Raw genomic sequence first — 24611 nt, forward strand, 5'->3', positions numbered from 1 at the left:
CAAACGTTAAAACGGTTGGCGCCATTTGTTGTAAAGGCCGGCAAACTTGCTTGTTTGCCGGGCCATACATAAAAAGAGGTGAGGAAAGTGCAAGCTCGTAAAATAGCCTTATTGTTATCAATTCTGCCCGGACTTGGCCAATTTTATAATAAGCAGTGGATTAAAGGGCTGCTGTTTCTCGGTTTTGGCATCTCCTTTTTCGTGGTGTTCGGCGATCTTCTGAACATGGGCTTTTGGGGACTTGCCACACTCGGTACGGAAGTCCCGCGCGACAACTCGATTTTTCTTTTAGCTGAAGGTTTGATTGCGATCATCGTGACGATTTTTGGTCTTGCTTTCTACTATGTAAATTTGCGGGATGCCTATAAAAATGGCCAGCGGCGTGACGAAAACAGGCCGATGAGCTCGCTGAAACGCGATTACCAAAACTTGATCGCACAGGGCTATCCGTATTTAATCAGCGGACCGTCGTTGTTTATCCTGATTTTCGCGGTTATTTTCCCGATTCTTTTCAGTTTTGCACTGGCTTTTACAAATTACGATTTATACCATTCCCCGCCGGCTAATTTAGCCGATTGGGTGGGATTTGATACATTCGCGAAAATTTTCACCGTCGATATTTGGCGCTCGACTTTTTTCAGTGTTCTCGGCTGGACCGTAATCTGGACGCTTGTCGCTTCCACGCTTCAAGTCGCTCTCGGCATTTTCATGGCCGTATTGGTCAATCAAAAAGACCTTCGCTTCAAGAAGTTTTACCGGATCGTTCTCGTTCTGCCTTGGGCAGTTCCGGGATTTGTCACGATTTTGATTTTTGCCGGACTGTTTAATGACAGCTTCGGCGCCATCAACAACGATATTTTGGGCATGGTCGGCATCGATGCCATTCCTTGGCTGACCGATGAAAACTGGACCAAGCTGGCATTGATCCTCATGCAGGGGTGGCTCGGTTTTCCGTTTATCTTCCTGGTGACAACAGGGGTTCTTCAATCAATTCCGGATGACCTGTATGAAGCGGCACGGATTGACGGCGCATCGATTTTTGCGCAGTTCCGCAACATCACCATGCCGATGATTTTAATTGCCACGGCACCGGTGATCATTACGCAGTATACGTTCAACTTCAATAATTTCAACATCATCTACCTCTTTAACGGCGGCGGGCCATCTGTGCCGGGCTCCACTGCCGGAGGAACCGACATTCTCGTCTCCTGGATTTATAAACTGACCTTGCAGTCAAGCCAGTATTCACTGGCAGCCGCATTGACGATCCTGTTGTCTGTGTTCGTCATCGCGATTGCGCTATGGCAGTTCAGACGGACCGACGCATTTAAGGAGGGGGCTTGAAAATGAACCGAGCAAAATTTTTTCGTCTCCTGATTTCCCATGCGATTTTGATTTTTATGGCGATCATCATCATTTATCCACTGCTGTGGACCATAGGAGCCAGCTTTAATCCCGGCAACAGCTTGATCAGCACGACCATGATTCCTCAAAATCCGACATTGGATCATTACCGGGAGTTGTTTGCGGGAAGTGAAAGCCTGCAGTATGTCCAGTGGTACTTGAATTCCTTGAAAATCAGTCTTTTCACCATGATCGGCGCGGTCATCTGTGTGTCCTTTACCGCCTACGCCTTTTCGCGGTTCCGTTTTAAAGGGAGACAAAATGCCTTGACGCTGTTCTTGCTGCTGCAGATGATTCCACAGTTTTCCGCGTTGATCGCACTTTTCGTATTAGCGCAGATCCTCGGAATGATGAACAGCCACTGGCTATTGATCCTGCTGTATATCGGCGGATTGATTCCGCTGAACACGTATTTGATGAAAGGCTATATGGATTCCATTCCGATGGATCTGGATGAAAGCGCTAAAATCGACGGCGCAAGCAACACGAGAATTTTTCTGCAGATCATTATGCCGCTATCAAAGCCGATGATCGCAGTCGTAGCGATGACCGGATTTACGGGACCGCTGGGAGACTTTATCCTGGCGTCAACGATCCTGCGGTCGCCTGAATACTACACATTGCCGATCGGCCTCTACAATTTGGTCAATGACGTCATGGGCGCAAGCTTTACGACCTTTGCCGCAGGCGCCATTTTGATCAGCATCCCGATCGCCATCATTTTCCTCCTGCTGCAAAAGAACTTTGTCTCAGGTTTGACGGCAGGCGGAACAAAAGGCTGACAGCAAAAACTGCAGCAACCGGAAGGAGAACATTATGCCTACAAATGAAAAAACCTATACTACCGCGGCCCGTTTCATGCTGCACGGTGGAGACTACAACCCTGACCAATGGTTAGACCATCCGGAAATCTTGGCAGAAGACTTGAAATTGATGAAGCTTTCGGGCAGCAATACGTTCTCGTTGGGCATCTTCGCCTGGAGCACGCTGGAACCGGAAGAAGGCCAGTTTCATCTTGAGTGGCTGGATATCATTATCGAGAATATCGCAAGCATCGGGGGCCGCGTCATTTTGGCGACGCCGAGCGGAGCGCGTCCAGCCTGGATGTCGCAAAAATACCCGGAAGTCCTGCGCGTCAACGAGTCACGCGTTCAGCAATTGCACGGAGGGCGGCACAATCATTGCTTCACATCACCGGTCTACCGTGAAAAAACGGCCAAGATGAACCGAATGCTCGCGGAACGCTACGGCAAGCACCCTGCGTTGCTCATGTGGCATATTTCCAATGAGTACGGCGGAGAATGCCATTGCGACAGATGCCAGGATGCGTTCAGAAGCTGGTTGAAAGTAAAATACGCGGACGACTTGAAAGCTTTGAACGATTCCTGGTGGGGACCGTTCTGGAGCCATACGTTCAGCGACTGGTCACAAATCGAATCGCCGTCTCCTATCGGCGAAAACATGGTGCACGGCTTGAACTTGGATTGGAAGCGTTTTGTGACAGACCAGACCATTTCTTTCTTTGAAAATGAAGTGACAGCGATCAGAGAATTGACGCCGGAAATCCCGATCACCACCAATTTTATGGCGGACACCCACGATTTGATTCCTTTCCAAAGTTTGGATTACAGCAAATTCGCCAAGCACTTGGACGTCATCAGCTGGGACGCGTACCCGGCGTGGCATAACGATTGGGAAGCGACTGCGAATCTGGCGATGAAAGTCGGCTTTATCAACGACCTGTATAGGAGCTTGAAGCAGCAGCCGTTTCTTTTGATGGAATCCACGCCGAGTGCGGTCAACTGGCATAAAGTCAACAAGGCCAAGCGGCCAGGCATGCATTTGCTGTCTTCCATGCAGATGGTGGCGCATGGCTCGGACAGCATCCTGTATTTCCAGTGGCGCAAATCACGCGGCTCTTCAGAAAAATTCCACGGAGCGGTCGTCGACCATGACAACAGCGCGGAAAACCGCGTCTTTAAAGAAGTAGCAAAAGTCGGCGAGACTTTGGGCAAGCTGTCTCAAGTAGTGGGAACCAATCGCCCGGCAGACGTCGCCATTCTTTACGACTGGGAAAACAATTGGGCGCTGGACCATGCCCAAGGCTACGGAAGCGAGACGAAGTCCTACCCGCAAACTTTGCAGGAGCATTACCGGACATTCTGGGAACAGGACATCCCGGTTGATGTCATTACGAAAGAACAGGATTTTTCGGGCTATAAGTTGCTTGTTGTGCCGATGCTGTACTTGGCAAGCGAAGGAACGATTGCCCGGTTGAAGCGCTTTGCAGCAGATGGCGGCACCGTAGTGATGACCTATATCAGCGGCATCGTCAACGAGTATGACCTAACGTATTTAGGCGGCTGGCATCAAGATCTGCAGGATGTATTCGGCATCAACCCGGTTGAAACCGATACGCTGTATCCAAGCGACCGGAATGCGGTCCATTACGGGGGCCGTTCCTACGAATTGACGGATTATGCGACTGTGTTGGAAAACCGGTCGGCGGATGTCGTCGGGACTTACGAACAGGATTTTTATGCCGAAATGCCAGCCGTGACAAGCAACCGCTATGAAAAAGGGCAGGCGTATTACATCGGTGGCCGCTTGGAAGAGCAGTTCCACCGCGATTTCTACCAGGGGTTGATTCGTGATTTGTCGCTCCAACCGGTATTCCCGGTTGCGCACGGTCCCGGCGTTTCGGTTCAGGTGCGTCAGGATACAGACCGAGACTACGCATTTGTTATGAATTTCACCGAGCAGGAGCAAACCGTGTCGATCGATGCGGCAGCAAAAGACTTGGTAACTGGCGAGGACTTGTCTGGCGAGTTGGCATTGGCGAAGTATGAAGTGCGGATTTTGGCGGTAGATAGCTAGGGATAAGATTTTTATTGCTGGAAAATGAAATCGGCTAGTAAAAAGGCCTTTTGGAACGTATTTAGACTGCTGTGGAACGTAATCGAGCCACTCTGGAACATATTTCGCGCGCAACAGAACGTATTTGGGGTTTTATAGAACGTATGTCCAATTATTTGGCAGTTAGAGTTGTGATAACAACTGAAATAAAGAATATAGTTTTACAAAACCCTTTATATAACTGTCTCTGGCACCCGCTCTTCATAGGAAATCTATTGAGCGGGTGCTTTTTAGTAAGTTCTTACTGTTCCTGGTTATAAAAGGGTTCTCAAAATCCTTTTTGACAATAAATCAAAGGATGTGGAAAGAGGATGACAAAGAGTAGAAAATGGAAAGCTTCACTTGCGGCTGCATCAGCAGCTGTCATGGTGATGGGTTCTCTAGGATTTGGCAATACACCAGCACTGGCTGCGGAACCCGAACCCGTACAGGCGGATATTTTCGTGGAGCGCGTGCCTGGAATCGATGACGATTTTATTAAAGGCGTCGATGTGTCCAGCATACTTGCCTTGGAAGAAAGCGGCGTGAAGTTCTACAACGAAGCCGGGAAAAAGCAGGACATCTTCAAGACATTAGAGCAATCCGGCGTCAATTATGTCAGAGTGCGCATCTGGAACGACCCGTATGATTCGGAAGGAAACGGCTATGGCGGAGGCAACAACGATGTGGAAAAAGCGGTTGAAATCGGTAAACGGGCGACTGCCAATGGCATGGAGGTGCTGGTGGATTTCCATTACTCCGATTTCTGGGCAGACCCTGCCAAGCAGCAGGCGCCAAAAGCTTGGAAAAACTTAAGCTTTGAAGACAAGAAAACAGCGCTCCACAACTTTACCGAGGACAGCCTCCAAGCGATGCTCGATGAAGGCATTGACGTCGGCATGGTGCAGATTGGAAATGAAACCAACGGCGCGATGGCTGGAGAAAAAGACTGGAACAACATGAGCCAGCTGTTCAATGAGGGAAGCCGGGCGGTCAGAGAGCTTGATCCGGAAATTTTGGTCGCACTGCATTTCACCAACCCGGAAACTGCGGGAAGATATGCATTGATCGCGCAAACACTCCAAGACAATAAGGTGGACTACGATGTCTTCGCCAGCTCATATTATCCATTCTGGCATGGCACATTGACGAATTTGTCGTCTGTACTTAAAAATGTGGCGGATACGTACGGCAAAAAAGTCATGGTGGCAGAAACTTCGTATGCCTATACGGCAGAAGACGGCGATGGCCACGGAAACACTGCACCGAAAAGCACGGGCCAAACTTTAGACTATCCAATTACAGTCCAGGGGCAAGCGCATGCAGTCAGAGATGTGGCGGCCGCTGTTGCAGAAACAGGGGATGCGGGTCTCGGTGTATTTTATTGGGAACCGGCTTGGATTCCGGTAGCGCCTGACAAAAAGCTGAAGAAGAGCAAAATGATCTGGGAAAAATACGGATCCGGCTGGGCGACAAGCTTTGCTGCGGAATACGATCCTGAAGATGCCGGCGAATGGTACGGCGGCAGTGCAGTCGACAATCAGGCCCTGTTTGATTTTAACGGCCGTCCATTGCCATCTTTGAATGTTTTCAAATACTTGGAGACAGGAGCAACAGCTCCATTGCAAATTGATGAGGTGAAGGATCTCTCTATCTTGGCTGTTGCGGGAGATGCGATTGCATTGCCCCAAACGGTGACTGTCACTTACAACGACAGAAGTGAAGGTTCGGCGCAAGTCGCATGGGATGAAGAAGCATTGCAGCAGGCGATCAACAGCGGCGCCGGCAGTTATGTGATTGATGGAGAACTGGAAGACGGTCGGACGGTCAAAGCGAACCTGGAAATCTCTCCGGAAAATTTCGTGAAGAACCCAGGATTTGAAAGCAGCGACCAGAGTGTATGGGACATCACCCACCGAAACGGTTCAGCTCCCCACACGAGCTATCAGAACAAAGCATCGGATGCCAAATCCGGAAACTATTCGCTGCATTTCTACTCAGCGGACAGAGTCGATTTCCAGGCTGAGCAAACCATTACCGGTTTAGAACCTGGATATTATAAACTTTCTGCTTTTTTGCAAGGGGGAGATGCTGAGAACTCAGAAATGTACATTTACGCTGAAACGGCCGGCGAGCGTTACACGATGGAAACCTCTGTAAACGGTTGGGCCAACTGGAGCCACCCGGAACTGGATGGAATCCTTGTGGAAGACGGAACAGTGACGATTGGCGGCAGCGTAAAAGCGGATGGCGGCGCCTGGGGAAGTCTGGATGACTTTTCCTTGTACCGGGTACAAGATGCTGAGGCGGCTAATCAATAATTGAACGTCCAATACTGAAATCCAAGAGTGATTGTCGTCCGTGAGCGGGTTTTGCTCACGAACACAGGCAGTTTGTCTCGGCAAACTGTTTCCATTACCGAACGTATCTGGGCAGTATTGGAACGTAATCGAGCCACTTTGGAACGTATTTTGCGCGAAATGGAACGTATTTTGGGTTTTATAGAACGTATGTCCAATTATTTGGAAATTCACACGTCGAAAAAGTTGGGTTTCAAGCAAATTATCCGTCTTGGACATCAGCTTTCTAGAAAAAAGTTCATATAAAAATGAAAAAAACCGCCAATTGGCGGTTTTTTTATTATTTAGCGCGAACATCCTCAAAAGCATCAAGCTTTTGGACATCTTCTGGAGAAATGGTGAAATCCAGTTGGCTGTTTTCGATGATGCGTTCTTCATTCGTTGATTTCGGAAGCGGCAATGTGCCATGCTCCAGGCAATAACGGATGCATAATTGAGCAGGGGTTACGCCATATTTAGCAGCCATATCTTTGATGTCAGGGCTGTTCAAAATCTGTCCGGTTGCCAGCGGCGAATAAGCTTCGACAACAATATTATGCTTTTTGCAGAACTCCAATAAGCTCGCTTGATCGCGGCCGATATAGAACGGAATTTGGTTGGCCATCGGCACGATGTCGCAAGCATCCAAAAGTGCCTGGATATCCTGTTCCGAGAAGTTCGACACGCCGATTGCGCGGATTTTGCCGTCTTTATAAAGCTTCTCCATCGCTTTCCACGATTCGATATTGCCTTCTGTGCAATCCTTGCCGATTTCATCCCATGGCCACGGCGCGTGAATCAAATAAAGATCCAAATAATCGACGCCGAGATTTGAAATGGTTTCTTCAAAAGCTGCAAGCGTCACGTCATAGCCTTTGATTTGAGCCGGAAGCTTGCTGGTGATGAAGACCTTTTCCCGGGAAATATTGAAGTCCTGAATCGCTTTGCCGACGTTTTCTTCGTTCTGATAAGCCAGCGCTGTATCGATATGCGTATAGCCATTTTCCAAAGCAGTCGTCACTGCCGCGTATGCTTCTTCGTTCGGAATCTGCCAAGTGCCGAATCCGATATCGGGAATTTCGACCCCGTTGTGGAATGTGAAAACCTTGTCGTTTGCCATAGAAAAAAATTCCTCCCCTTTGCTTATCGTTCCTTCTTATTGTACGTCTTTAAGGATAGGAGGGTCCAGAATTTAGGAAGTTCTAGACTGAAAAACCTTCGGAATGCGAAACTTTCCATAACCCCACGCGTAAATATAGAACCAAGGAAATAAAAGGAGGCGGCTGAACATGTGGCCAACTATCGCAACACTACTGCTTCTCATCATTATAGGGTTTGCAGTCAATAAAATCTTCCGGAAAATGAAAGAAACGCCGAGCACAGATCCAAAAAGCCTGGCAACTTCGATCTGTTTTCTGCTGATCGGCGTGGCCAATCTAGCAGGCTATTGGCTTGGGTTTCTCGGAATCACCTCGATGACGCTGACCGTGGCATTGCTGATCACCGGCGCTTATTTTACCCGCTATCTGCAAGCGGATAATACAAAATATTTACGATAAAAGGGAGTGTAAGGATGCCGAACTGTGAAAATTGCGGACGAAAATGGGCATGGAAAAGGATCGTATTAAAAACCTTAAAGTTTACGAATAAAGCAAACTGCCCATACTGTGGGCAAACACAATACATTGTAGCGAAGTCGAGAAAGAAAACAGCAATCTTTAGCTTTCTTCCAGCTTTCATTATTATTATGTCAGCGCTGATTTTCGATTTAGATGGATGGGATCTTCTGTTGCTGACGCCGACGTTGATTTTGGCTGGCCTATTTGTGTATCCGTTCTTTATGAAACTGTCCAAAGAAAATGAAGCGGGACTGTTAAGCCGAGAAACTGCAACCAAAAAATAATATGCTCCACCAATCAAAAGAGCTCTGACCCAAGCGATCCCAAATTATGGCAAAGCTCTTTTTTGACATTTTTATTATAAAGATTGACAACTCCATAAAAAACTTGTTACTGTGTATGTGAGTATATACAGTGGAACAGTAGAAGAGGAGTGATCACCTATGCACACATGGAAACAAGCGGCTTGGCTGGCTGGTTTTGAACTAAAGGCAAGAATAAAGCGTTCATTGCTCATGTTGGCTTTTTACACAATCGTTGGTTTTATTTTTCTAACATCATTTGATAATTACCTGGCAGACAACTTTTATGCGTTTGATTTATTATTTTTGCTGCTGTTCATCATGTTTCCGGCCTGGATGAAACCGAAAATATTCCAGATGCAGAAAATGGACGGGGATTTATGGACAGTACCGGCAGTCATTATGCTCCAGCAGCTGCCGGTTCCGAAAGCGGTGATTGTCAAAAGCCGCTTTATCATCCACAGCGTGTATTCTTTCCCGTATCAGTTAATGTTACTCGTCATGCTGCTGGTTGTGTCTTCCAGTTTTCGGGAAATGATCACACCGTTGAGCTACACGGCTTTTGTCGCCATTTGGCTGGCAGTCTCGGTTGCATTGGGCTTTGCCATGGCGGCAAGTGAAGCAGGCGGAACATTCGATACAAAATTGTTGGCCAAGTCGATGATCTATCTGGTGCTGGGTGTTGCCGTTTTTTACGCGGCTTTCCAGTGGCTGGCAGACGAAGGCCTGATTTACTGGACGATCGGAATGGCTCAAAACTGGCCGATGCTGTCCATCGGTGTTTCCCTGTTGACCATCTATGCAGGATGGAATTACTGGCAAAGGGTCATGAAAAAAGATATTGAAAAAGCGGATTATTTATGAAAGGAGGGCCTGGTCTTGCTGCCGATACGCTTATCCAAAGAATCGCGTGAACCCATTTACCATCAGATTGAAAAACAGTTGAAGGCATTGATTGCAGGCGGCCATCTCACTGCCGGAACGCCGCTGCCTTCCATCCGGGCCCTGTCAAAAGACCTTGAAATCAGCGTCATCACGATACGCCGAGCCTATCAGGACCTCGAAGCACAAGGCTTTATCGAAACGGCACACGGCAAAGGCACCTACGTCGCGGAAATAAAAGATGTATTGAAGCAGGAAGTGAAAACGGCTTCGGTTTCTGAAAGCTTTGAACGGGCCATCGAGACTGCCCGAAGCTACGACTACAGCGATGAAGAAATGACAGCAATTTTCCATGCAATTCTGGAAAAGCGCAAGAAAGGAGAATAAGCGATGCCTTCATGGATAGAAATAAACGGGCTGCAAAAAAGCCTGGACGATTTTCAGCTGGGGCCGATCAGTTTGGCAATCGAGCCGGGGACAATTACTGCATTGGTCGGCAACAATGGCTCAGGAAAAAGCACCTTGCTGAAACTGGTCATGAACTTGGCGAATGCCGATGCGGGAACGATCGAAGTTTTTGGCGAAACCGCAGCGGGCAAGGACGAAAGCTGGAAACAGAAGCTCGCCTTTCACCCTCAGAAAATCATCGGGTGGGATGCTTATACCGGTACGACGCTGAAAGAAATGATTTCTTCTTTATATGGAGAGTGGGATGAAGCCCTGTTCGAGCGGATGGTTGGGCTGTTTGATATTCCGCTGGACAAACGGTTCGGCAAACTGTCGCAAGGCATGCAGCAAAAGTTGAGCTTGGCTTTGGCCTTGCCGCGAAATACAGAAGTGCTGATTCTTGATGAGCCGACGGCGTTTCTGGACATTCCGTCCAAACGGCATTTCATGGATTTGCTGATCGACTGGATGGACGCTAAAGAACGGGCCGTCATCATCACTAGCCACCAGACAGACGATTTGCGGAAACTGGCGGACTACATCTTCGTCATGAGGGACGGCAAGGCGATTGGCCATTACGAAAAAGAAGCGCTGCTGGAAAGCTACCGTCGCTACTGGCTCGATAGGCTGCCTGATGGCTCAGTACCCGGAGAAATGTCGCGAGACCGCCAGCAAATCATATCTGGAGATCCAGCTGCGACTGAACATTATTTCGCGGTCCAAAACATAACGGTAATCGATCATGCCGCACTGGATTTAGAAGAAATTATCGATCTGTTACTCAAGTAACCCAATCTTGAACAAGAAAGGATGAAAGCAAGTGGAGACGATGCTGACTGTAGAAAATTTAGGGAAGTCCTTTAAAGACAAAAGGATTGTATCGAATATTTCATTTGAAGTGAAAAAAGGCGAAATCATGGCGCTGCTCGGACCAAACGGAGCCGGGAAATCCACCACCATCCGCAACATCATGGGCATCATGTATCCCGATGAAGGGACCATCACGTTCCGGGACAAAGGGAAAAAGGACATTCCGCGCAACAAAATCGGCTATTTGCCGGAAGAACGCGGCTTGTACAAAAACGTCAAAGTCATGGACATCCTGCTGTATTTGGCGGAACTGAAAGACTACCCGCTGGACCGCGCAAAAGAACGGGCGCTGGAGCTGTTGAAGAAATTCGACTTGGAAGGGAAAGACAAAGTATCGGTGGAAGAACTGTCAAAAGGCATGGGGCAGAAAGTCCAGTTTATCGCCGCTATTCTTCACGAACCGGAACTCTTGATCCTTGATGAACCTTTTTCCGGCTTAGACCCCGTCAGCCAGGAATTGTTCAAAAACGAAATCCGTGGCTTGGCGCAAAACGGCACGGCAATTTTGCTGTCGTCTCACCAAATGAACCTGGTCGAAGAAATGGCCGATCGGCTGTTTCTGATCCACCGCGGCACAAAAGTGATTTACGGACCGCTGGATGACGTGAAAAAGCAATACGCCAATTTCAAATGCACCATCCACGGCGTGAATGAGCGGAGTTTATTGGAAAGCCTGCCTGAAGTCGAGCGTGTCGAGCAAAAAGAAGAAACGGCGGTGCTGTATTTGTCTAAAGACGTGCAGCCGGCCACATGGCTGAAAAATTTGCCCACGCAGCTGGATGTCCAGGAATTATCCATCGACCGGATTTCCTTGCATGAAATCTTCATCGACATCGCAACAGATAAAAATCTCTTGAAGAGAGAGGAGAATTTGGATGCGTAATACGAAGAAAGTCGCCAAATGGGAAATCAAACGGAATATGAAAAACAAAACATTCCTGATCGGTTTGTTTATATCGCCTATTCTGTTTCTGGCATTTTACCTCATTCCCGACCTGTTCAATAACTCGGATGAGGACGCCGTGTCTACAACGGTATTCGTCAACGACCAGCTGGGCGTCTATGAAAATCTGGAAGCGACAGTCCAGCAAGCCGGAGCTGAATGGGAACTGCAGCCGACCGATATTTCGGAAGAGGAAGCTGCAGGGGCACTCGAATCCGAAGCGAACAGTGCGTATGTCTTTATCGATGAGCGGGCATTCGACGGAGGCGTCCTGCCGGTTTACCAAAGCGAGGAAATCAGTCCCCTTTTCATGAATGAAGTGCAGCTATTGGGCGCTCCTTTGCAGGCGATGCAAATCGAAGAACTTGGATTGACGCCTGAAGAAGCAAGCGTCATTACCCAAGGTGTTGTGTTTGAAGAAGCTTCGGCCAACGCATCTGCAGAAACTGAAGCAGGAATGGATGACGCCTTCCTGGAACGTATCGTACCGGGAATATTTGCGGCAGCCGTCTTGCTGTCGATCGTTTTCACCGGCATGGCGATCTTCCAAAGTGCGTCTCAAGAGAAAAAAGACAAAATCGCTGAAATTATTTTGTCTTCGCTGACTCCGGGTGAGCTGATGCAAGGTAAGATTATCGGCTATTTTGTGCTCGGCATCATTCAAGTGCTCGTCTTTATCGTGCTGGTGCTGCCGGTTCTTGTCTGGAAAATCGATGTGCCGATACTTGAGTATTTATTCGTGCCGGAACTGGCGTTGATGTTGGTAATCGCAGTATTGGGCTACTTATTGTTTGCCGCTCTTTTCGTCGGCATCGGGGCCACAATGGCAGACATTTCGACTGCTGGAAACTTCCAAGGGATGATCATGATGCTGCCGTTTGCAGCGCTGATCTTCGTGGGACCTGTGTTCAATGACCCAAGCGGCATCTGGGCACAAGTCGGCTCGTATATTCCGTTCACTTCGCCAGCGATCCTGATCTTGCGGTTGTCACTGCTGGAAGAGTGGCCGTGGATTGAAATCATTATCGGGCTGGCCATCCTCATTGTCAGTGTCTGGGTCTTCATGAAGCTGGCCGGGAAAATATTCAAGATCGGTATTTTGATGTACGGCAAAAATGCAACACCGGGCGAAATCTGGAAATGGATCCGCGCCTAGAAATATAAATACTTCCATTTGAAAAAGGGCCGCTCCTAAGATTTGCAGGAGCGGCCCTTTTCGTATGCATATGAAACTGTCTATCTTTGACCCGGCTTTCATTCAGTTACTGTTGTTCAGGATTTCAGTCTGTTAATCTCCTGCGTCAGTTCACCAAACCGCTGATCAAGCGCTGCATAATCCTTGTCTTTTACGGTCATGAAGCTCAATTTCCCTAACACTTCCTGCCGTTCGGTTTCAAGCCGCATCAGCAATTCCTCAGTTTCGTCACGTTCCGGAGGGGGTGCGTCGAGTTGTTTCTCGATGCGGTGATCTGCAATGACCAGTTTGCTGGTGGTCGTTTTTTCCCGGAAAGCCTGGTCATGGGAGACGACCAGCATCGTGCCTGTATACTGCGCAAGCGTCTCCTCGAGCTGCTTGCGCGACGGCAAGTCGAGGTGGTTGGTCGGCTCGTCCAGAATCAGCGCGTCCCGTTCCTCCAGAATATAGACCATCAGCTTGCACTTGATGCGTTCACCCATGCTCATGGCGCCGATCGGTTCTTTCCACTGCGCGGCCGTAAAGCCGAGATGCTTCATCAAGTTCTGAACTTTTCCGCGCGCTATAAACGTCTCTTTGTAAAACAGCTCACCCGGCGTTTTCTCGAGCGGCAAGTCAAACACTTCCTGCGTCAAGTAGCCGATGCTCGCAGAAGGGGACATCCAGACACTGCCCTCCGCAGGTTCCTGCCTGAGCAGGATTTTCAATAAGGTCGTCTTGCCGCTGCCGTTTGCGCCTTCGATGGCGACTTTCTCCCCGTGCAAAATAACAAAATTCACTTTTTTAAACAGCAGTTTGCCGCCGAACGCTTTCGACAGATCTCTCACTTCGAGAAAATGCTTGCCGGTTTTATGCGTGGCGTTCATCGAGAAGCTGACTTCGTATTCAGGCTCGGGCGCTTCCGCGTGGATCTTGTCCAACTCTTTTTCCAGCCGCTTTTGCTTGGATTTGACCTGCTTGTCCATGCGTTTGGCTTTCATCCGGTAATGTTCTTTATAGCCATCCTGCGTGGTCGATTCGTCATGGGCTTTATGCGACCAGGAAGTGAGCACGTCCATCTGCGATTCGATGCGCTCCACCATCTTTTGCTGCTTGTCGTATTCGCGCTGCTGGGTCAATCGTTTCTGCTGCCGCGCATCCATATAGCTGGTGTAATTGCCGCTGTGCTCGATCAGTTTATGGTTTTCGAGCGACCAGATTTTCGTTGCAACCGCATCCAGAAAGTGGCGGTTATGCGACACCAGAATGATGGTGCCCGGATACTTGCGGATTTGCGCCAGCAAGAGCTCGATGCTGTCGCTGTCCAGATGGTTGGTCGGCTCGTCCAGCAACAGCAGTTGGGCATTCCGGGACAAACCAGCAGAAAGCCGGGCTTTCAGTTTTTCCCCTCCGCTGAGAAGCGGGAAGTCATGTTCCGGCACGTGCCATTTTTTCAGCAGCGCGCTTTCGGAAGCCGTGACTTCGTTGAACGAGTGCGTTTCCGTTTCCTGTTCCACAAATACGGTGTCGATGTTCGGTCGGAGCCAGTGGATGTCGCCTGCTGCTGGCTCCAATTCACCAGCAATCAGCCGAAGCAAGGTTGACTTGCCGGCTCCGTTTTTGCCGATGATACCGATGATTTCGCCTTGCTGAATGCTCGCGTTGACCTCTTCGAAAATTACCGTGCCCATCAATTCAAAGCGGACATCCTGCAATTTCAATAGTTCTTTCATCCAATCATTCCCTTCGGTTCTGGGAGAACTAAAAAATCCTCCCAAATAAATTTGGAAGGATTAGCCGTATGGTGCCCGATCGAAACAAGCCATCAATGTGCAATGGCTCGACAGTTATCAAGATGTGGGCAGACTAATCCTATTTTGCGTGAGTTGAAATTCTAAATTTCAGCCGCTAAAACAAGATTAGTTGCGCATCGTCCACCCATCAGCCTTTCTGTCGTTTGATAAGGCCAGTATAGCATAGGATGGAAACCGTTTACAGCAGAAAACACGAAGACTTTAGGAGTAGGTTTTCAAAAAATAGGAAAGCCTCCGTTTTGCTCTTGCAGCCAAAGGGTAACCAAGTATTGTCCAATATAAAAAACAATGCATCTACACGAGGAGGCAATTATGGAATATATCTATTTAGGAAACTCGGGCTTGCGTGTTCCGAAGTATATACTCGGGACAGTCCCTTTCAGTGGAACAAACGGTTTTGAAGCAGCGGGCAACATCGATGAAAAGCTGGCGCGCCGGATGGTCGACATGTCGCTGGAAGCTGGCATCAATATGTTCGATACCGCTAATCTGTATTCAAAAGGGGATGCGGAGCGCGTTTTAGGCGCAGCCATTAAAGGACGGCGCGACGAACTGTTGCTGACATCAAAAACCGGCTTCCACATCGACGAAACCAACCCTAACGCTAGAGGAGCTTCACGGAGCAACATCCTGACGTCCATCGAAGGGTCGCTCGAGCGACTTGGCACGGATTATCTGGACGTCTACTTTGTCCACTTATGGGACGGACAGACGCCGGTCGAGGAAACAGTGGAAACGATGACCAGCCTCGTGAAGTCCGGCAAGATCCGCCATTGGGGTGTTTCAAACTACAGCGGCTGGGCTTTGGCCAGAACGTTTACAGTCGCGGAGCAATCCGGCAACATCCCGCCGATCACCCAGCAAATCTACTACACGCCAGAAGCGCGGGAAGCGGAATACGAACTGCTTCCGGCAGGCAGCGAGCTCGGCATCGGTTCGATGATTTGGAGTCCCCTAGGCGAAGGGCTCTTGAACGGCAAGATTGGGCGCAATAAACAGGCGCCAGAGAACACACGTCAAGGCGCCGGATGGCCGGAGCCATGGGTGCAGGATCAGGAGCGGTTGTACCAGGTGATTGATGCTTTGGAAGAGGTCGCAGCCAACCATAACGCGTCTGTTCCGCAGATTGCATATGCATGGGTCCGTGACCGTCCGAACGTCGGACCGATCGTCATCGCAGCCCGCAACGAAGAGCAGCTCAAGGAAAACATCGCTTCGTTTGAGATCAAGCTGACGCAAGATGAGCACGACCTGATCGAATCCACTGCGCGCCCAGTGCCGATTTATCCAAACTGGCACCGCGCCATGAGCTCGTTTGACATGAGCAGTCCGTCTGAGAAGACGTATTTGGAAGGGTATAAGAAGTCGATGGGGATAGAGGAATAAAAAAGATTGAGAAAAGGCACCCATCCTGAGCCTTAGGTGGCTCTGGGATGGGTGCGTTTTTGTCTTTTTAAGGCTTGTTCTGAAGAAAGAAAAACTACAGCGGAAAATCACTAATCCAACTAAGCAGCTTACTGATTTACTCTTAATACAATCAAGCCAAACCTTTTGTTACTCCCTGCTCCTCAATTCGTCCTGAAGATAATCTGCAAAATCAAGCCAAGTCGCTTCATCTGTAATCATGCCTGAATTTCTGCACTCGTATATTTCACGGATATATGTTCTCAAGTCGAACTCTTTTATACTCCTGATATTTTCTTTGATGGTGCCAATGACCAGTACCGAGGCATCTGAGCTGCTGCCTAATGCATACTTAAAAGCGAAAAACAGTACATCATTAGTGGCTGCTAATTTCTGTTCCATTCTGTTTCCTCCTTAAGTCTAGCTATAATTTCTTGAATGATTCTATTTTCTTCTATGGGTGCTTGTATTTCTCTTCTACCCTTACTCATTAAACTTCAACCTCTAAAAACGGCTGATTATATTCGGTTTACTGAGAAAAAAGATAAATAAATAAAGAAAAGATCATATAAATATTATGAATTTATAGAGTTAACCTATACAGTAGAGCATAGTGGAATTCTTGCAACCAGTGCTTGTGGCTTTAGAAGAGGAATTTAGGAGGCTGCAAATTAAAAGCGCTGAAAGCGGCGTTTAAAACTTTTATAAGATCTTGAACATCTAATCGTACATAAAAGGCTGTCCCCTTGAACATATACAAGACGTCTGCAAGTGTGATTATCTATTTAAACCCCACTGTCCCAGTTTTTGAGCGTATTTGATCGTTAGAAAAAAAGTAATTGTATATTAATTGGAGGAAATAACATGAACAAAGAGTTTCACTCATTTGGCTGGTACGCATCTAAAGTATCACCGCATCTGCCCAAAAAAGCATTTAACCGGGTTCCGGGCCGTTTGCTTGGCGGACTCGCCTATCTACTGATTACAATCGCAGGAATGTTGGCGATTAGCGTATATGATTTACCCTTTCTTGCGAACATCGCTATCTCATTTGTAATCGGAGCGAGTTTTGCCGCAATGGGATTCCTAGGGCATGAAATCCTACACGGAACCGTAGTGAAAGGAGCCGGATTGCGCAATTTTTTAGGAGCTGTTTTCTTTTTTCCTCTATTAACAGGGCCGCTGCTATGGCGCAAATGGCATAACGTGACCCACCATGTTCATACGCAGCATGAAGAGAAAGATCCCGATACGTGGTTGTCAAAAGAAGACTTAGACAAAAAGCCTGCGCTGAAACTGATCTACCGATTGCCGTTTTCAGTCCGTGCATCTCTGGAGTTTTTCGCTTTGTGTTTTACATTCACACTGCACTCGACTAAAATATTTTTCGCTTACATTAAGGAGTTTCAGCCTGAAAAACGCAAGGCCGTCTGGTTCCAGTTTTTATTGCCGTGGGTTTCCTGGATAGGGCTGATTTTCTTTGTGGGAATAACAAACTGGCTGTTTATATTTTTGATCCCACATTTAATTGCGAATGCAATTGTCATGGGATACATTTCGACTAATCACCGGTTGAATCCACTCGTTCCGGTAAATGATCCACTGGCCAATACCTTATCGGTGACGGTTCCGCGGTGGGTTGACGTATTGCATTTTAACTTTTCTTATCACACCGAGCATCACATCTTTCCGAGTATGAGCTCGAAGTATTATCCTTTAGTCAAAGAACATATAAAGGATAACTGGCCAAATCGCTATCACGAGATGCCAATGTCGAGTGCTTTAAAAGCATTATGGAAAACTCCCAGAGTCTACTACAATGGGAAAGACTTAATCGATCCTCAGGCAGGTTTGGCCTATGGATCGCTCGGGAATGGTCTGAATCCAGAAGCGATTAAGCCGCGGCCGATGAATGGCAGCGGTAGTAGAGAGGGAATAAAACAAGCTTAAAATTTTAAAGGGGCTGTTCCAAAACGTCATTGAAAATGATTTTTGGTGACAGCCCTTTTGTGATTCTTTTTTGAAAATAACGGGCTGATTGCCATTGCGGCGCCAGCTGAACCTGGCAGTGTCTTCTGAAATCGGGACGTGGAGCTCTAAATATGAATAACCACTTTAGTAAATATCTTAGTATAATCGGATTTTTATGCATTCCCAAATAAGCTAGGGCTGACGCAGCGATCGCTGGACAGCGAGCAGGTCGATGTCTCCGTCGCCTTTAAAACAGACGCGACCATCAGAAGCTACGACCTGATCGTTTTGGAAGAAGAATAGGGTATTAAAAGTTTAATATAGTAACGGATGAAGAAAACGCATCAATTCTGGGATGGAAACAGTTCTAGGGATGGTGCGTTTTTTTCGATTGCAAAGATAAGTTTATGCTAATGGAAATTCAAACCTTTTGTTTAATTGTATCGCCACCCAGTAAGAAAATGACGGAAGCGTTTTGAATCAAGGTGTGAGCATCATCTTTTTGAACGCCATAATTGATTAAATGATAGTCATCAAATAAGATGCCAGCATGATCAAGCCACGAGCGCTCAGCTGCACCATCTACTTCGTCATCTAATGGATTCGAGCTAATCATAATGAGCGATTTTCTATCTGTTATATCTTCCCGCAACACTTCACTCAGACGCTCAGGAAAAAAATCGTTAAACCAACCTAAATAGTAGTGAGTGTTCATAAATACCTCCGTAACAAATTATAAACAACAGTAATTTACTGCGTTGCCCCTTTTTGTTCAATGCCCATTTTTTCGTCTGTTGAGCCAATTCTCTCGTGTTAACTTCATATTAATCGAGTCAATCCAGTTGCCTTCGAACTCCCAATCGTTTTTATCAATGCTCGATTGCACAAAGCCAACCTTTTCGTAAACATACCTTGCCCTCGGATTAAAGTCGAAAACACTTAAAGTTAATTGATCGAGTGTTGTATTGTTAAATAAATAATCAATGATGAGTCGAGTCGCTTCCGTTCCTAATCCTTGATTGCGTCCTCTCGGTCCAATGAGAATTCTGAAATTCATGCTATGATTTTTTTCATCGTATGCATTGATTACGACTTCTCCTACTAAGAAGCCCTTGGATTGGTCAACAATCGCAAGATCCAAGCGATCAGTTTGTTTATTTCTTGTATTGTACCAATGGAGCGTTGCTTCCCGATTAAAATCCGAACTACTTCCCGTCAATTTTAATACTTCCGGGTCCTTTAAACATTCCTCGATAAAAGAAAAATCTTCATTCTTAAACGGTCTAAGAATAACTTTCTCTCCTGCTAATAGGGGTTTATCACCTAGATCGACCATTCCACTCACACGCCCTTCATTCCATTTAATTTCCCTTTACCGCTCAAGCGAGGCAGCAATCGTTCAAAAAGGGTCCGTTAATTGAAGTTTACCCTTTCTTAATCACATCTTTAGTTAAATTAGTAAGCCAGCCAGAATATCACCATTATAATTGTTAAAAAAGTTCAAATGGTTTAAAGTTAGAAAAACACCTAAAGGAGAAAAGATAATGTTAAATTCAGATTTGGATATACGCTTAGAACCGCGACTTAAAGAATTATATCAATTACATAAGGAACGCTCTGCAAATATTGACTGGAGCTATCACGAATTTATACCATGGGATAAGGCCATGTCCTTTAAACGAGTTCCTTGGGATAAGAGTCAAGTAACTCTTCCGGAAGGTGTAATTATTGCAGTAGAAACAGCATTACTTACAGAAGTAAATTTACCTTGGTATACTTCGCATTTGGATTATACATTTAAAAATTCAATGGAAGTAATAAATGATTTCGTACGCACTTGGACGGCTGAAGAAGACCAGCACTCTAACTTACTGGAAACGTATTTATTGGTGACACGAAACGTAGATCCCGTAAGATTGCATCAATTAAGAAAAAGAGTAGTTGAAAGTGGCTGGTTTCCAGATTTCACTAATCCTCTAGCAACCATGGCTTATACTACTTTGCAAGAGTTAGCTACACTGGTTTTTTATAATAATGTAGCTAAGGTAGCGGGTCTTCACGACAAAGATTTAGCAACATTGCTTCGACGTGTAGCGAAAGACGAAGCACTTCATTATGCATTCTATCGTGACACGGTGAAAGCCCATCTTGAACTTGATCCGAATTTCATTGTTTTTTTTGAGAAAGTAATTATTAATTTCTCTATGCCAGGTGCCGTTATGCCGGACTTTAACGAGAGAATGAAAACCATTGCAATAGATACGAATTATGGACCCCTGCAATACTTTGACCAAGTATTAGATGTAGTTATTAAATACTGGGATATTGACAACTTGCAACCTACTAGCGAAGAGGCCAAACAATCACAAGCAAATATAATGAAATATCACGGGCGACTAAAAAGAATTAAAGATCGCCAGCTAGAAAAAAATAAAAGGTAGATGGATGAAAGGGTTCTTTTATAATGAAAACAACTTGTGAATTATGTGGAAAAGAAACGAAAGATAAAGTAAGTTATTTGGAAATTGAAACATGGGAATTTAATTTTTTAGAGAATGAGAAAAAAGACTTTTACTCTATTTGTTTTAATTGTTTTGACAAACATACGAATAAGTTCATTGACAAAGAAATGGATCTTGAATTGAGAAAAAAACGTTCTCTTTTGGTGAATAAAGAGATCCAAGAAGAAATCGAAGCTATTCTTGAAATCGAAAATTAATTACTCAACTATAGTTATTGAGCCTAAGTTGAAAGCATATGAGCAATAAATTGAATCTCTTAAAACAGTATGACAAGTACGTACTGTATGAAAGATGCATCACTTTAGTGAAATAGATGAAATTTGGTTTGGTGAAAAGAAAATCCAACTAGGTTCCAATGATATTAACACGGCAAGAATAAATAATTGCTTCATTATATATTAGGAACCGAGGATACAGGAGTCGGAAAAAGGAAAGCCATCTTCTTTGGAGGGTGGCTTTTTACGTTCTAAAATATTGATATAGACAACAGAGGATTGTCTATAATTTTGAAACCAACTAGAATTTTAAGTATAAGAACAGCTATTTATAGAACCGTATAGGTAAAAACTCGCCCCTAATTGAGGTGAGTTTTTCAGTTAGTCAGGAAATTAGATAATAATTTATTTTATTAAATTAAGGGATTTGACAATTATCTCTAAAGGATCCACACATACACTGGGATAACAATGATTTTGAAAAGAAACAGGGAGGAGGAAGAATGGTGAATCTTAAATAAGTTGACCACAGCCATAAAATAGAGACACTTGTGCTCTACAACCTGTTCACTTGAATTGTGCCTGACACAACGGTGCGATTTTTCGATTGAATGAAACTTATACAACTTTTTATAAAAATGCACAAAGAGAAAGTTTGCCCTTTGTGCATTTTTTATGTTATAACATGAAAGTATCGAAAATGAGGTGACAGAATGTCAGACAGCAGTTTACGGGATAAGAAGAAAATAGCGACCCGCCAGGCTTTGGCTGAAGCTGCCTTCGATTTGGCAGTGGAGCGTGGAGTGGATGGTTTTGTAGTAGAAGATATCGTCACAAAGGCCGGCTATTCGCGCCGGACGTTTGCCAATTATTTTTCATGCAAGGAAGAAGCGATTGCCAATTCTTTGACGATGAATGATTATTTAGAGCAAGACGACCAATTTTCATTTTCTGCAAATGATTATACGCCGCTGAGCACCATCGAAATGTATATTCGGGGCAGCTTTACGATTAATAAACTAAAGCGGCTCAACTGGCTCATTTCCCTGTCCCGGAATCACCCTGCACTTAAGTTGTATGTAACCGGTGCGTTAAAGGAAGTACAGGATTTTGCCAGACGCGGCATCAGTGAAGAGTTTGGCAGCGAATATCCGGAAGAGTATTACCATATTCTGATCGGCGCTGTGTTCGGTGCGGTTTTGCCGGTTCTTGATGAAAGCATCGACGTGAAATTGCCGGAAGATGGAGAACAACATGAAACAGACAATGAGTTTAACAAGTATGTCGATATTGTCTTTGCTCATTTACGAAAAGGCTTCAACTAAAGAACATAGAGAACGGAGTTGCAAACGTGTCAAAGTTTTTTTACAGCATCGGAAAAACGGCATACAGCAAGCCCTGGATTTTCATTGCCGGCTGGCTGCTCATTTTAGGAGTCATCATCACCGCCATCGTCACAAATGGTGTGAACACAAGCAGTGAAACGAGAATTGACGGAACTGCTGCCCAGGACGTGCTGGATCAGTTGGCGGAAGATTTCCCGGTCGCTTCGGGCGGCCAGGGAAGTTACATTTTTGAGGTTCCGGAAGGGGAATCTATTGATGAAGCGGCAAATGCGGGAGCTCTCGCAATGGCTGTGAACGAAATTTACGAGTTGGATCATGTGGTGAATCCGATGGATATGCTGCAGGACGGGGAAGCGATGGCCCAGATGGAGGAAATGCAGGGCATGTTGAGCCAGCTGCAGACGCCAACAGTTGACCACCGGCCTTTCGTGGTTCAGGAAATGCCAGTTCCAGGCGTCCAAATTTCTGAAGACGGCACCGTCGCTTTATTTCAATTCCAGATGACAAAACAGGCGGAAGACCTGACGGAAGATGAGCGTGCTGAGTTGTCTGCAGCTGCTTCTACCGTGGAAGATAATACGTCTATGGAAGTCATCCCGACAGGCACGCTGCAAGGGGTGGACATCCCGATCGGCGGCACGCATGAAATTATCGGGCTGGCAATCGCCGGTGTGATCCTCGTTGTCACGCTCGGTTCGCTCATTGCGGCCGGTTTGCCGCTCGTCGTGGCATTGATTGGCGTCGGTGTAGGCGTCGGCGGCACGTTCGCCGTATCCAGCTTTTTTGAGATCAATAGTCTGACGCCGGTCCTGGGTCTGATGATTGGCCTGGCAGTCGGAATTGATTACGCGTTATTTATTGTCAACAGACAGCGCAAGCTGATCATTGACCAAAAGCTGTCCGCAAAAGAAGCGGCAGCCCGTGCACTGGGTACAGCAGGCAGTGCGGTATTTTTTGCCGCTCTGACCGTCATCATCGCACTCAGCGGCTTGCTTGTCATCGGCATTTCTTTCCTGAGCAGCATGGCGATCGTCGCTTCTTTGACTGTCCTGATCGACTTGCTCGTTGCACTGACCCTTCTGCCCGCATTGCTTGGGCTGATCGGTGAACGAATCGTTTCCGTTAAGACAAGACATAAGGAAAACGCAAAAACAGACTCCAAACCGAGCTTTGCACATAGCTGGATCGCCGGCATTCTCAAAGCCAAATGGGTTGCAGTACTGCTTGTCATTGCAGTTCTGGGAACTCTTTCGATTCCGGTACTGCAGATGAATCTTGGCATGCCATCCGGTGCCAGCGCCAACGAGGATACGGCTGTCAGACAAAGCTACGACATCATATCTGACAGTTTTGGCGAGGGCTATAACGGTCCATTGCTGCTCGTTGCAGAAAATGAGGATGCAGGTCCAGTCGATCCAGAGGAATACGTCCAGCTACTGACGAATATCGCTCAGCTTGACGGCATTTCTGAAGTGTCCCCGGGCGGTTTTAACGAAGACGGAACCATCGCCATCGTTTCAATCATTCCAGCAAGCGGCCCGACAGATGACACGACAAAAGAATTGGTGGAAAGCTTGCGGTCAGACGCGGCTACTGTCGAAGGCACACAGCTTGAAGTTGGCGTGACCGGATTGACTGCGGTCAATATCGACATCTCAGAGAAATTAGCGGAAGTATTCCCGATCTACATCGGAATCATCGTCATCCTGTCGCTTCTCATCCTGCTTGTTGTGTTCCGCTCAATCATTATCCCGATCAAAGCGACTGTCGGCTTCCTGCTGAGCATCATGGCCACATTTGGTGCAACTACAGCCGTGTTCCAGTGGGGCTGGTTCGGTTCGATGTTCGGAATTGATACAGGCGGTCCCTTGTTAAGCTTTATTCCGATACTAGTGACGGGGATCCTGTATGGTCTCGCGATGGATTACCAGGTATTTCTTGTTTCTTCCATGCGCGAAGCTTATATTCACGGGCAAAAAGGCGACCGTGCCATTGTGAATGGGTATAAGACCGCGAGCAAAGTGGTCGTCGCTGCAGCGTTGATCATGGTCTCGGTGTTCTCCGGCTTTATCTTCACGGACGACATCATGATCAAGCAGATCGGCTTTGCCTTGGCATTCGGGATTCTTGTGGATGCCTTCCTGATCCGGATGATCTTCGTGCCAGCGGTTATGTCGATGTTCGGCGACAAAATCTGGTGGATGCCGAAATGGCTAGATAAGCTTCTGCCGGATTTGGACATCGAAGGAGAAAAACTCCTGCAGGAACTGGATAAAAAAGAAAAAGTGAAAGTGAAAAATGCAGAAGAAAATCCTGTATGATCATACTCTAAGCTGCCGGGAAACTCCCGGCAGCTTTTGTTTTGCCTCGTAATTATTTTCATAAAATTTATCATAAAAGAATTTACTGCTATAAAGCTAATATTGGAATATACTAGTATTATTATGTTCAAAATGTTAATTTT

General features: G+C 46.5%; 21 protein-coding genes and 1 pseudogene. 17 read left to right on the forward strand and 5 right to left on the reverse strand.

Annotation, left to right across the window (positions count from 1 at the left end; translation table 11 throughout):
• Window positions 1-87: 87 nt before the first annotated feature.
• The 4 genes from ganP to GJB59_RS01750 all read left to right on the forward strand — a co-directional run bounded on the left by ganP (window position 88) and on the right by GJB59_RS01750 (window position 6620).
• A complete protein-coding gene (gene ganP, locus GJB59_RS01735) occupies window positions 88-1344 on the forward strand; it encodes a galactooligosaccharide ABC transporter permease GanP (protein WP_142828569.1) in 1257 nt (418 codons plus the stop codon).
• A 2-nt stretch (window positions 1345-1346) separates the two neighbouring features.
• Window positions 1347-2186, forward strand: coding sequence for a galactooligosaccharide ABC transporter permease GanQ (gene ganQ / locus GJB59_RS01740; RefSeq protein WP_142828570.1), 840 nt, complete (start codon window positions 1347-1349; stop codon window positions 2184-2186).
• A gap of 31 nt (window positions 2187-2217) precedes the next feature.
• The gene (ganA, locus tag GJB59_RS01745; RefSeq protein WP_142828571.1) at window positions 2218-4281 is read left to right on the forward strand and encodes a beta-galactosidase GanA; all 2064 of its coding nucleotides are present in this window, start codon (window positions 2218-2220) and stop codon (window positions 4279-4281) included.
• Between the two features lie 350 nt (window positions 4282-4631).
• A complete protein-coding gene (locus tag GJB59_RS01750) occupies window positions 4632-6620 on the forward strand; it encodes a glycosyl hydrolase 53 family protein (RefSeq protein WP_236015335.1) in 1989 nt (662 codons plus the stop codon).
• Window positions 6621-6939: 319 nt separating this feature from the next.
• Here GJB59_RS01750 and GJB59_RS01755 read toward each other — a convergent pair whose 3' ends face one another.
• Window positions 6940-7758, reverse strand: a complete 819-nt coding sequence (locus GJB59_RS01755; RefSeq protein WP_142828572.1) for an aldo/keto reductase — start codon at window positions 7756-7758, stop codon at window positions 6940-6942.
• A 169-nt stretch (window positions 7759-7927) separates the two neighbouring features.
• Between GJB59_RS01755 and GJB59_RS01760 the strand changes: the two genes are divergently transcribed.
• From GJB59_RS01760 to GJB59_RS01790, 7 genes are all read left to right on the forward strand, one after another.
• A complete protein-coding gene (locus GJB59_RS01760) occupies window positions 7928-8197 on the forward strand; it encodes a hypothetical protein (protein WP_142828573.1) in 270 nt (89 codons plus the stop codon).
• A gap of 14 nt (window positions 8198-8211) precedes the next feature.
• Window positions 8212-8541, forward strand: a complete 330-nt coding sequence (locus GJB59_RS01765) for a TIGR04104 family putative zinc finger protein (protein ID WP_142828574.1) — start codon at window positions 8212-8214, stop codon at window positions 8539-8541.
• Between the two features lie 159 nt (window positions 8542-8700).
• Window positions 8701-9423, forward strand: coding sequence for a hypothetical protein (locus tag GJB59_RS01770; protein ID WP_142828575.1), 723 nt, complete (start codon window positions 8701-8703; stop codon window positions 9421-9423).
• A gap of 15 nt (window positions 9424-9438) precedes the next feature.
• The gene (locus tag GJB59_RS01775; RefSeq protein WP_315898428.1) at window positions 9439-9828 is read left to right on the forward strand and encodes a GntR family transcriptional regulator; all 390 of its coding nucleotides are present in this window, start codon (window positions 9439-9441) and stop codon (window positions 9826-9828) included.
• A 3-nt stretch (window positions 9829-9831) separates the two neighbouring features.
• On the forward strand, window positions 9832-10677 hold the full coding sequence (locus tag GJB59_RS01780; RefSeq protein ID WP_142828577.1) for an ABC transporter ATP-binding protein: 846 nt from the start codon (window positions 9832-9834) through the stop codon (window positions 10675-10677).
• Between the two features lie 31 nt (window positions 10678-10708).
• Window positions 10709-11641, forward strand: coding sequence for an ABC transporter ATP-binding protein (locus GJB59_RS01785; RefSeq protein ID WP_142828578.1), 933 nt, complete (start codon window positions 10709-10711; stop codon window positions 11639-11641).
• Window positions 11634-12857, forward strand: coding sequence for an ABC transporter permease (locus GJB59_RS01790; protein WP_142828579.1), 1224 nt, complete (start codon window positions 11634-11636; stop codon window positions 12855-12857). The genes GJB59_RS01785 and GJB59_RS01790 overlap by 8 nt, the downstream gene beginning before the upstream one ends.
• 116 nt (window positions 12858-12973) lie before the next feature.
• On the opposite strand, the gene abc-f is transcribed toward GJB59_RS01790, so the two are convergent.
• Complete coding sequence (gene abc-f / locus GJB59_RS01795; protein ID WP_142828580.1) at window positions 12974-14608, reverse strand: ribosomal protection-like ABC-F family protein; 1635 nt, start codon at window positions 14606-14608, stop codon at window positions 12974-12976.
• A 393-nt stretch (window positions 14609-15001) separates the two neighbouring features.
• Between abc-f and GJB59_RS01800 the strand changes: the two genes are divergently transcribed.
• Window positions 15002-16075 (forward strand): aldo/keto reductase, encoded by a 1074-nt coding sequence (locus GJB59_RS01800; RefSeq protein ID WP_142828581.1) that lies wholly within the window; start codon window positions 15002-15004, stop codon window positions 16073-16075.
• 168 nt (window positions 16076-16243) lie between these two features.
• Here the strand turns inward: GJB59_RS01800 and GJB59_RS01805 are convergent, their stop codons facing one another.
• The gene (locus tag GJB59_RS01805; RefSeq protein ID WP_142828582.1) at window positions 16244-16495 is read right to left on the reverse strand and encodes a hypothetical protein; all 252 of its coding nucleotides are present in this window, start codon (window positions 16493-16495) and stop codon (window positions 16244-16246) included.
• Window positions 16496-16957: 462 nt separating this feature from the next.
• Here GJB59_RS01805 and desB point away from each other — a divergent pair, with 462 nt between their 5' ends.
• Window positions 16958-18043 carry a Delta(10) desaturase DesB gene (gene desB / locus GJB59_RS01810; protein ID WP_142828583.1) on the forward strand — a complete coding sequence of 362 codons (1086 nt, stop codon included), beginning with the start codon at window positions 16958-16960 and terminating at the stop codon, window positions 18041-18043.
• Between the two features lie 451 nt (window positions 18044-18494).
• Here the strand turns inward: desB and GJB59_RS01815 are convergent.
• Together GJB59_RS01815 and GJB59_RS01820 are read right to left on the reverse strand one after the other, a co-directional pair.
• Window positions 18495-18779 (reverse strand): annotated as a pseudogene (locus tag GJB59_RS01815) (cyanophycinase); the annotation flags it as partial.
• 57 nt (window positions 18780-18836) lie between these two features.
• Window positions 18837-19400, reverse strand: a complete 564-nt coding sequence (locus tag GJB59_RS01820) for a GNAT family N-acetyltransferase (RefSeq protein WP_142828658.1) — start codon at window positions 19398-19400, stop codon at window positions 18837-18839.
• A 208-nt stretch (window positions 19401-19608) separates the two neighbouring features.
• On the opposite strand from GJB59_RS01820, the gene GJB59_RS01825 reads away from it, so the two are divergent.
• The 4 genes from GJB59_RS01825 (at window position 19609) to GJB59_RS01840 (ending at window position 24468) form a co-directional block, all read left to right on the forward strand.
• On the forward strand, window positions 19609-20505 hold the full coding sequence (locus GJB59_RS01825; protein ID WP_142828584.1) for an acyl-ACP desaturase: 897 nt from the start codon (window positions 19609-19611) through the stop codon (window positions 20503-20505).
• A 23-nt stretch (window positions 20506-20528) separates the two neighbouring features.
• A complete protein-coding gene (locus GJB59_RS01830; RefSeq protein ID WP_142828585.1) occupies window positions 20529-20783 on the forward strand; it encodes a hypothetical protein in 255 nt (84 codons plus the stop codon).
• A gap of 731 nt (window positions 20784-21514) precedes the next feature.
• Window positions 21515-22126 (forward strand): TetR/AcrR family transcriptional regulator, encoded by a 612-nt coding sequence (locus GJB59_RS01835; protein WP_142828586.1) that lies wholly within the window; start codon window positions 21515-21517, stop codon window positions 22124-22126.
• A 26-nt stretch (window positions 22127-22152) separates the two neighbouring features.
• Window positions 22153-24468, forward strand: a complete 2316-nt coding sequence (locus GJB59_RS01840; RefSeq protein WP_142828587.1) for an MMPL family transporter — start codon at window positions 22153-22155, stop codon at window positions 24466-24468.
• Window positions 24469-24611 lie beyond the last annotated feature (143 nt).

The sequence above is a fragment of the Planococcus soli genome (assembly GCF_016881065.1).
Lineage (GTDB): Bacteria > Bacillota > Bacilli > Bacillales_A > Planococcaceae > Planococcus > Planococcus soli.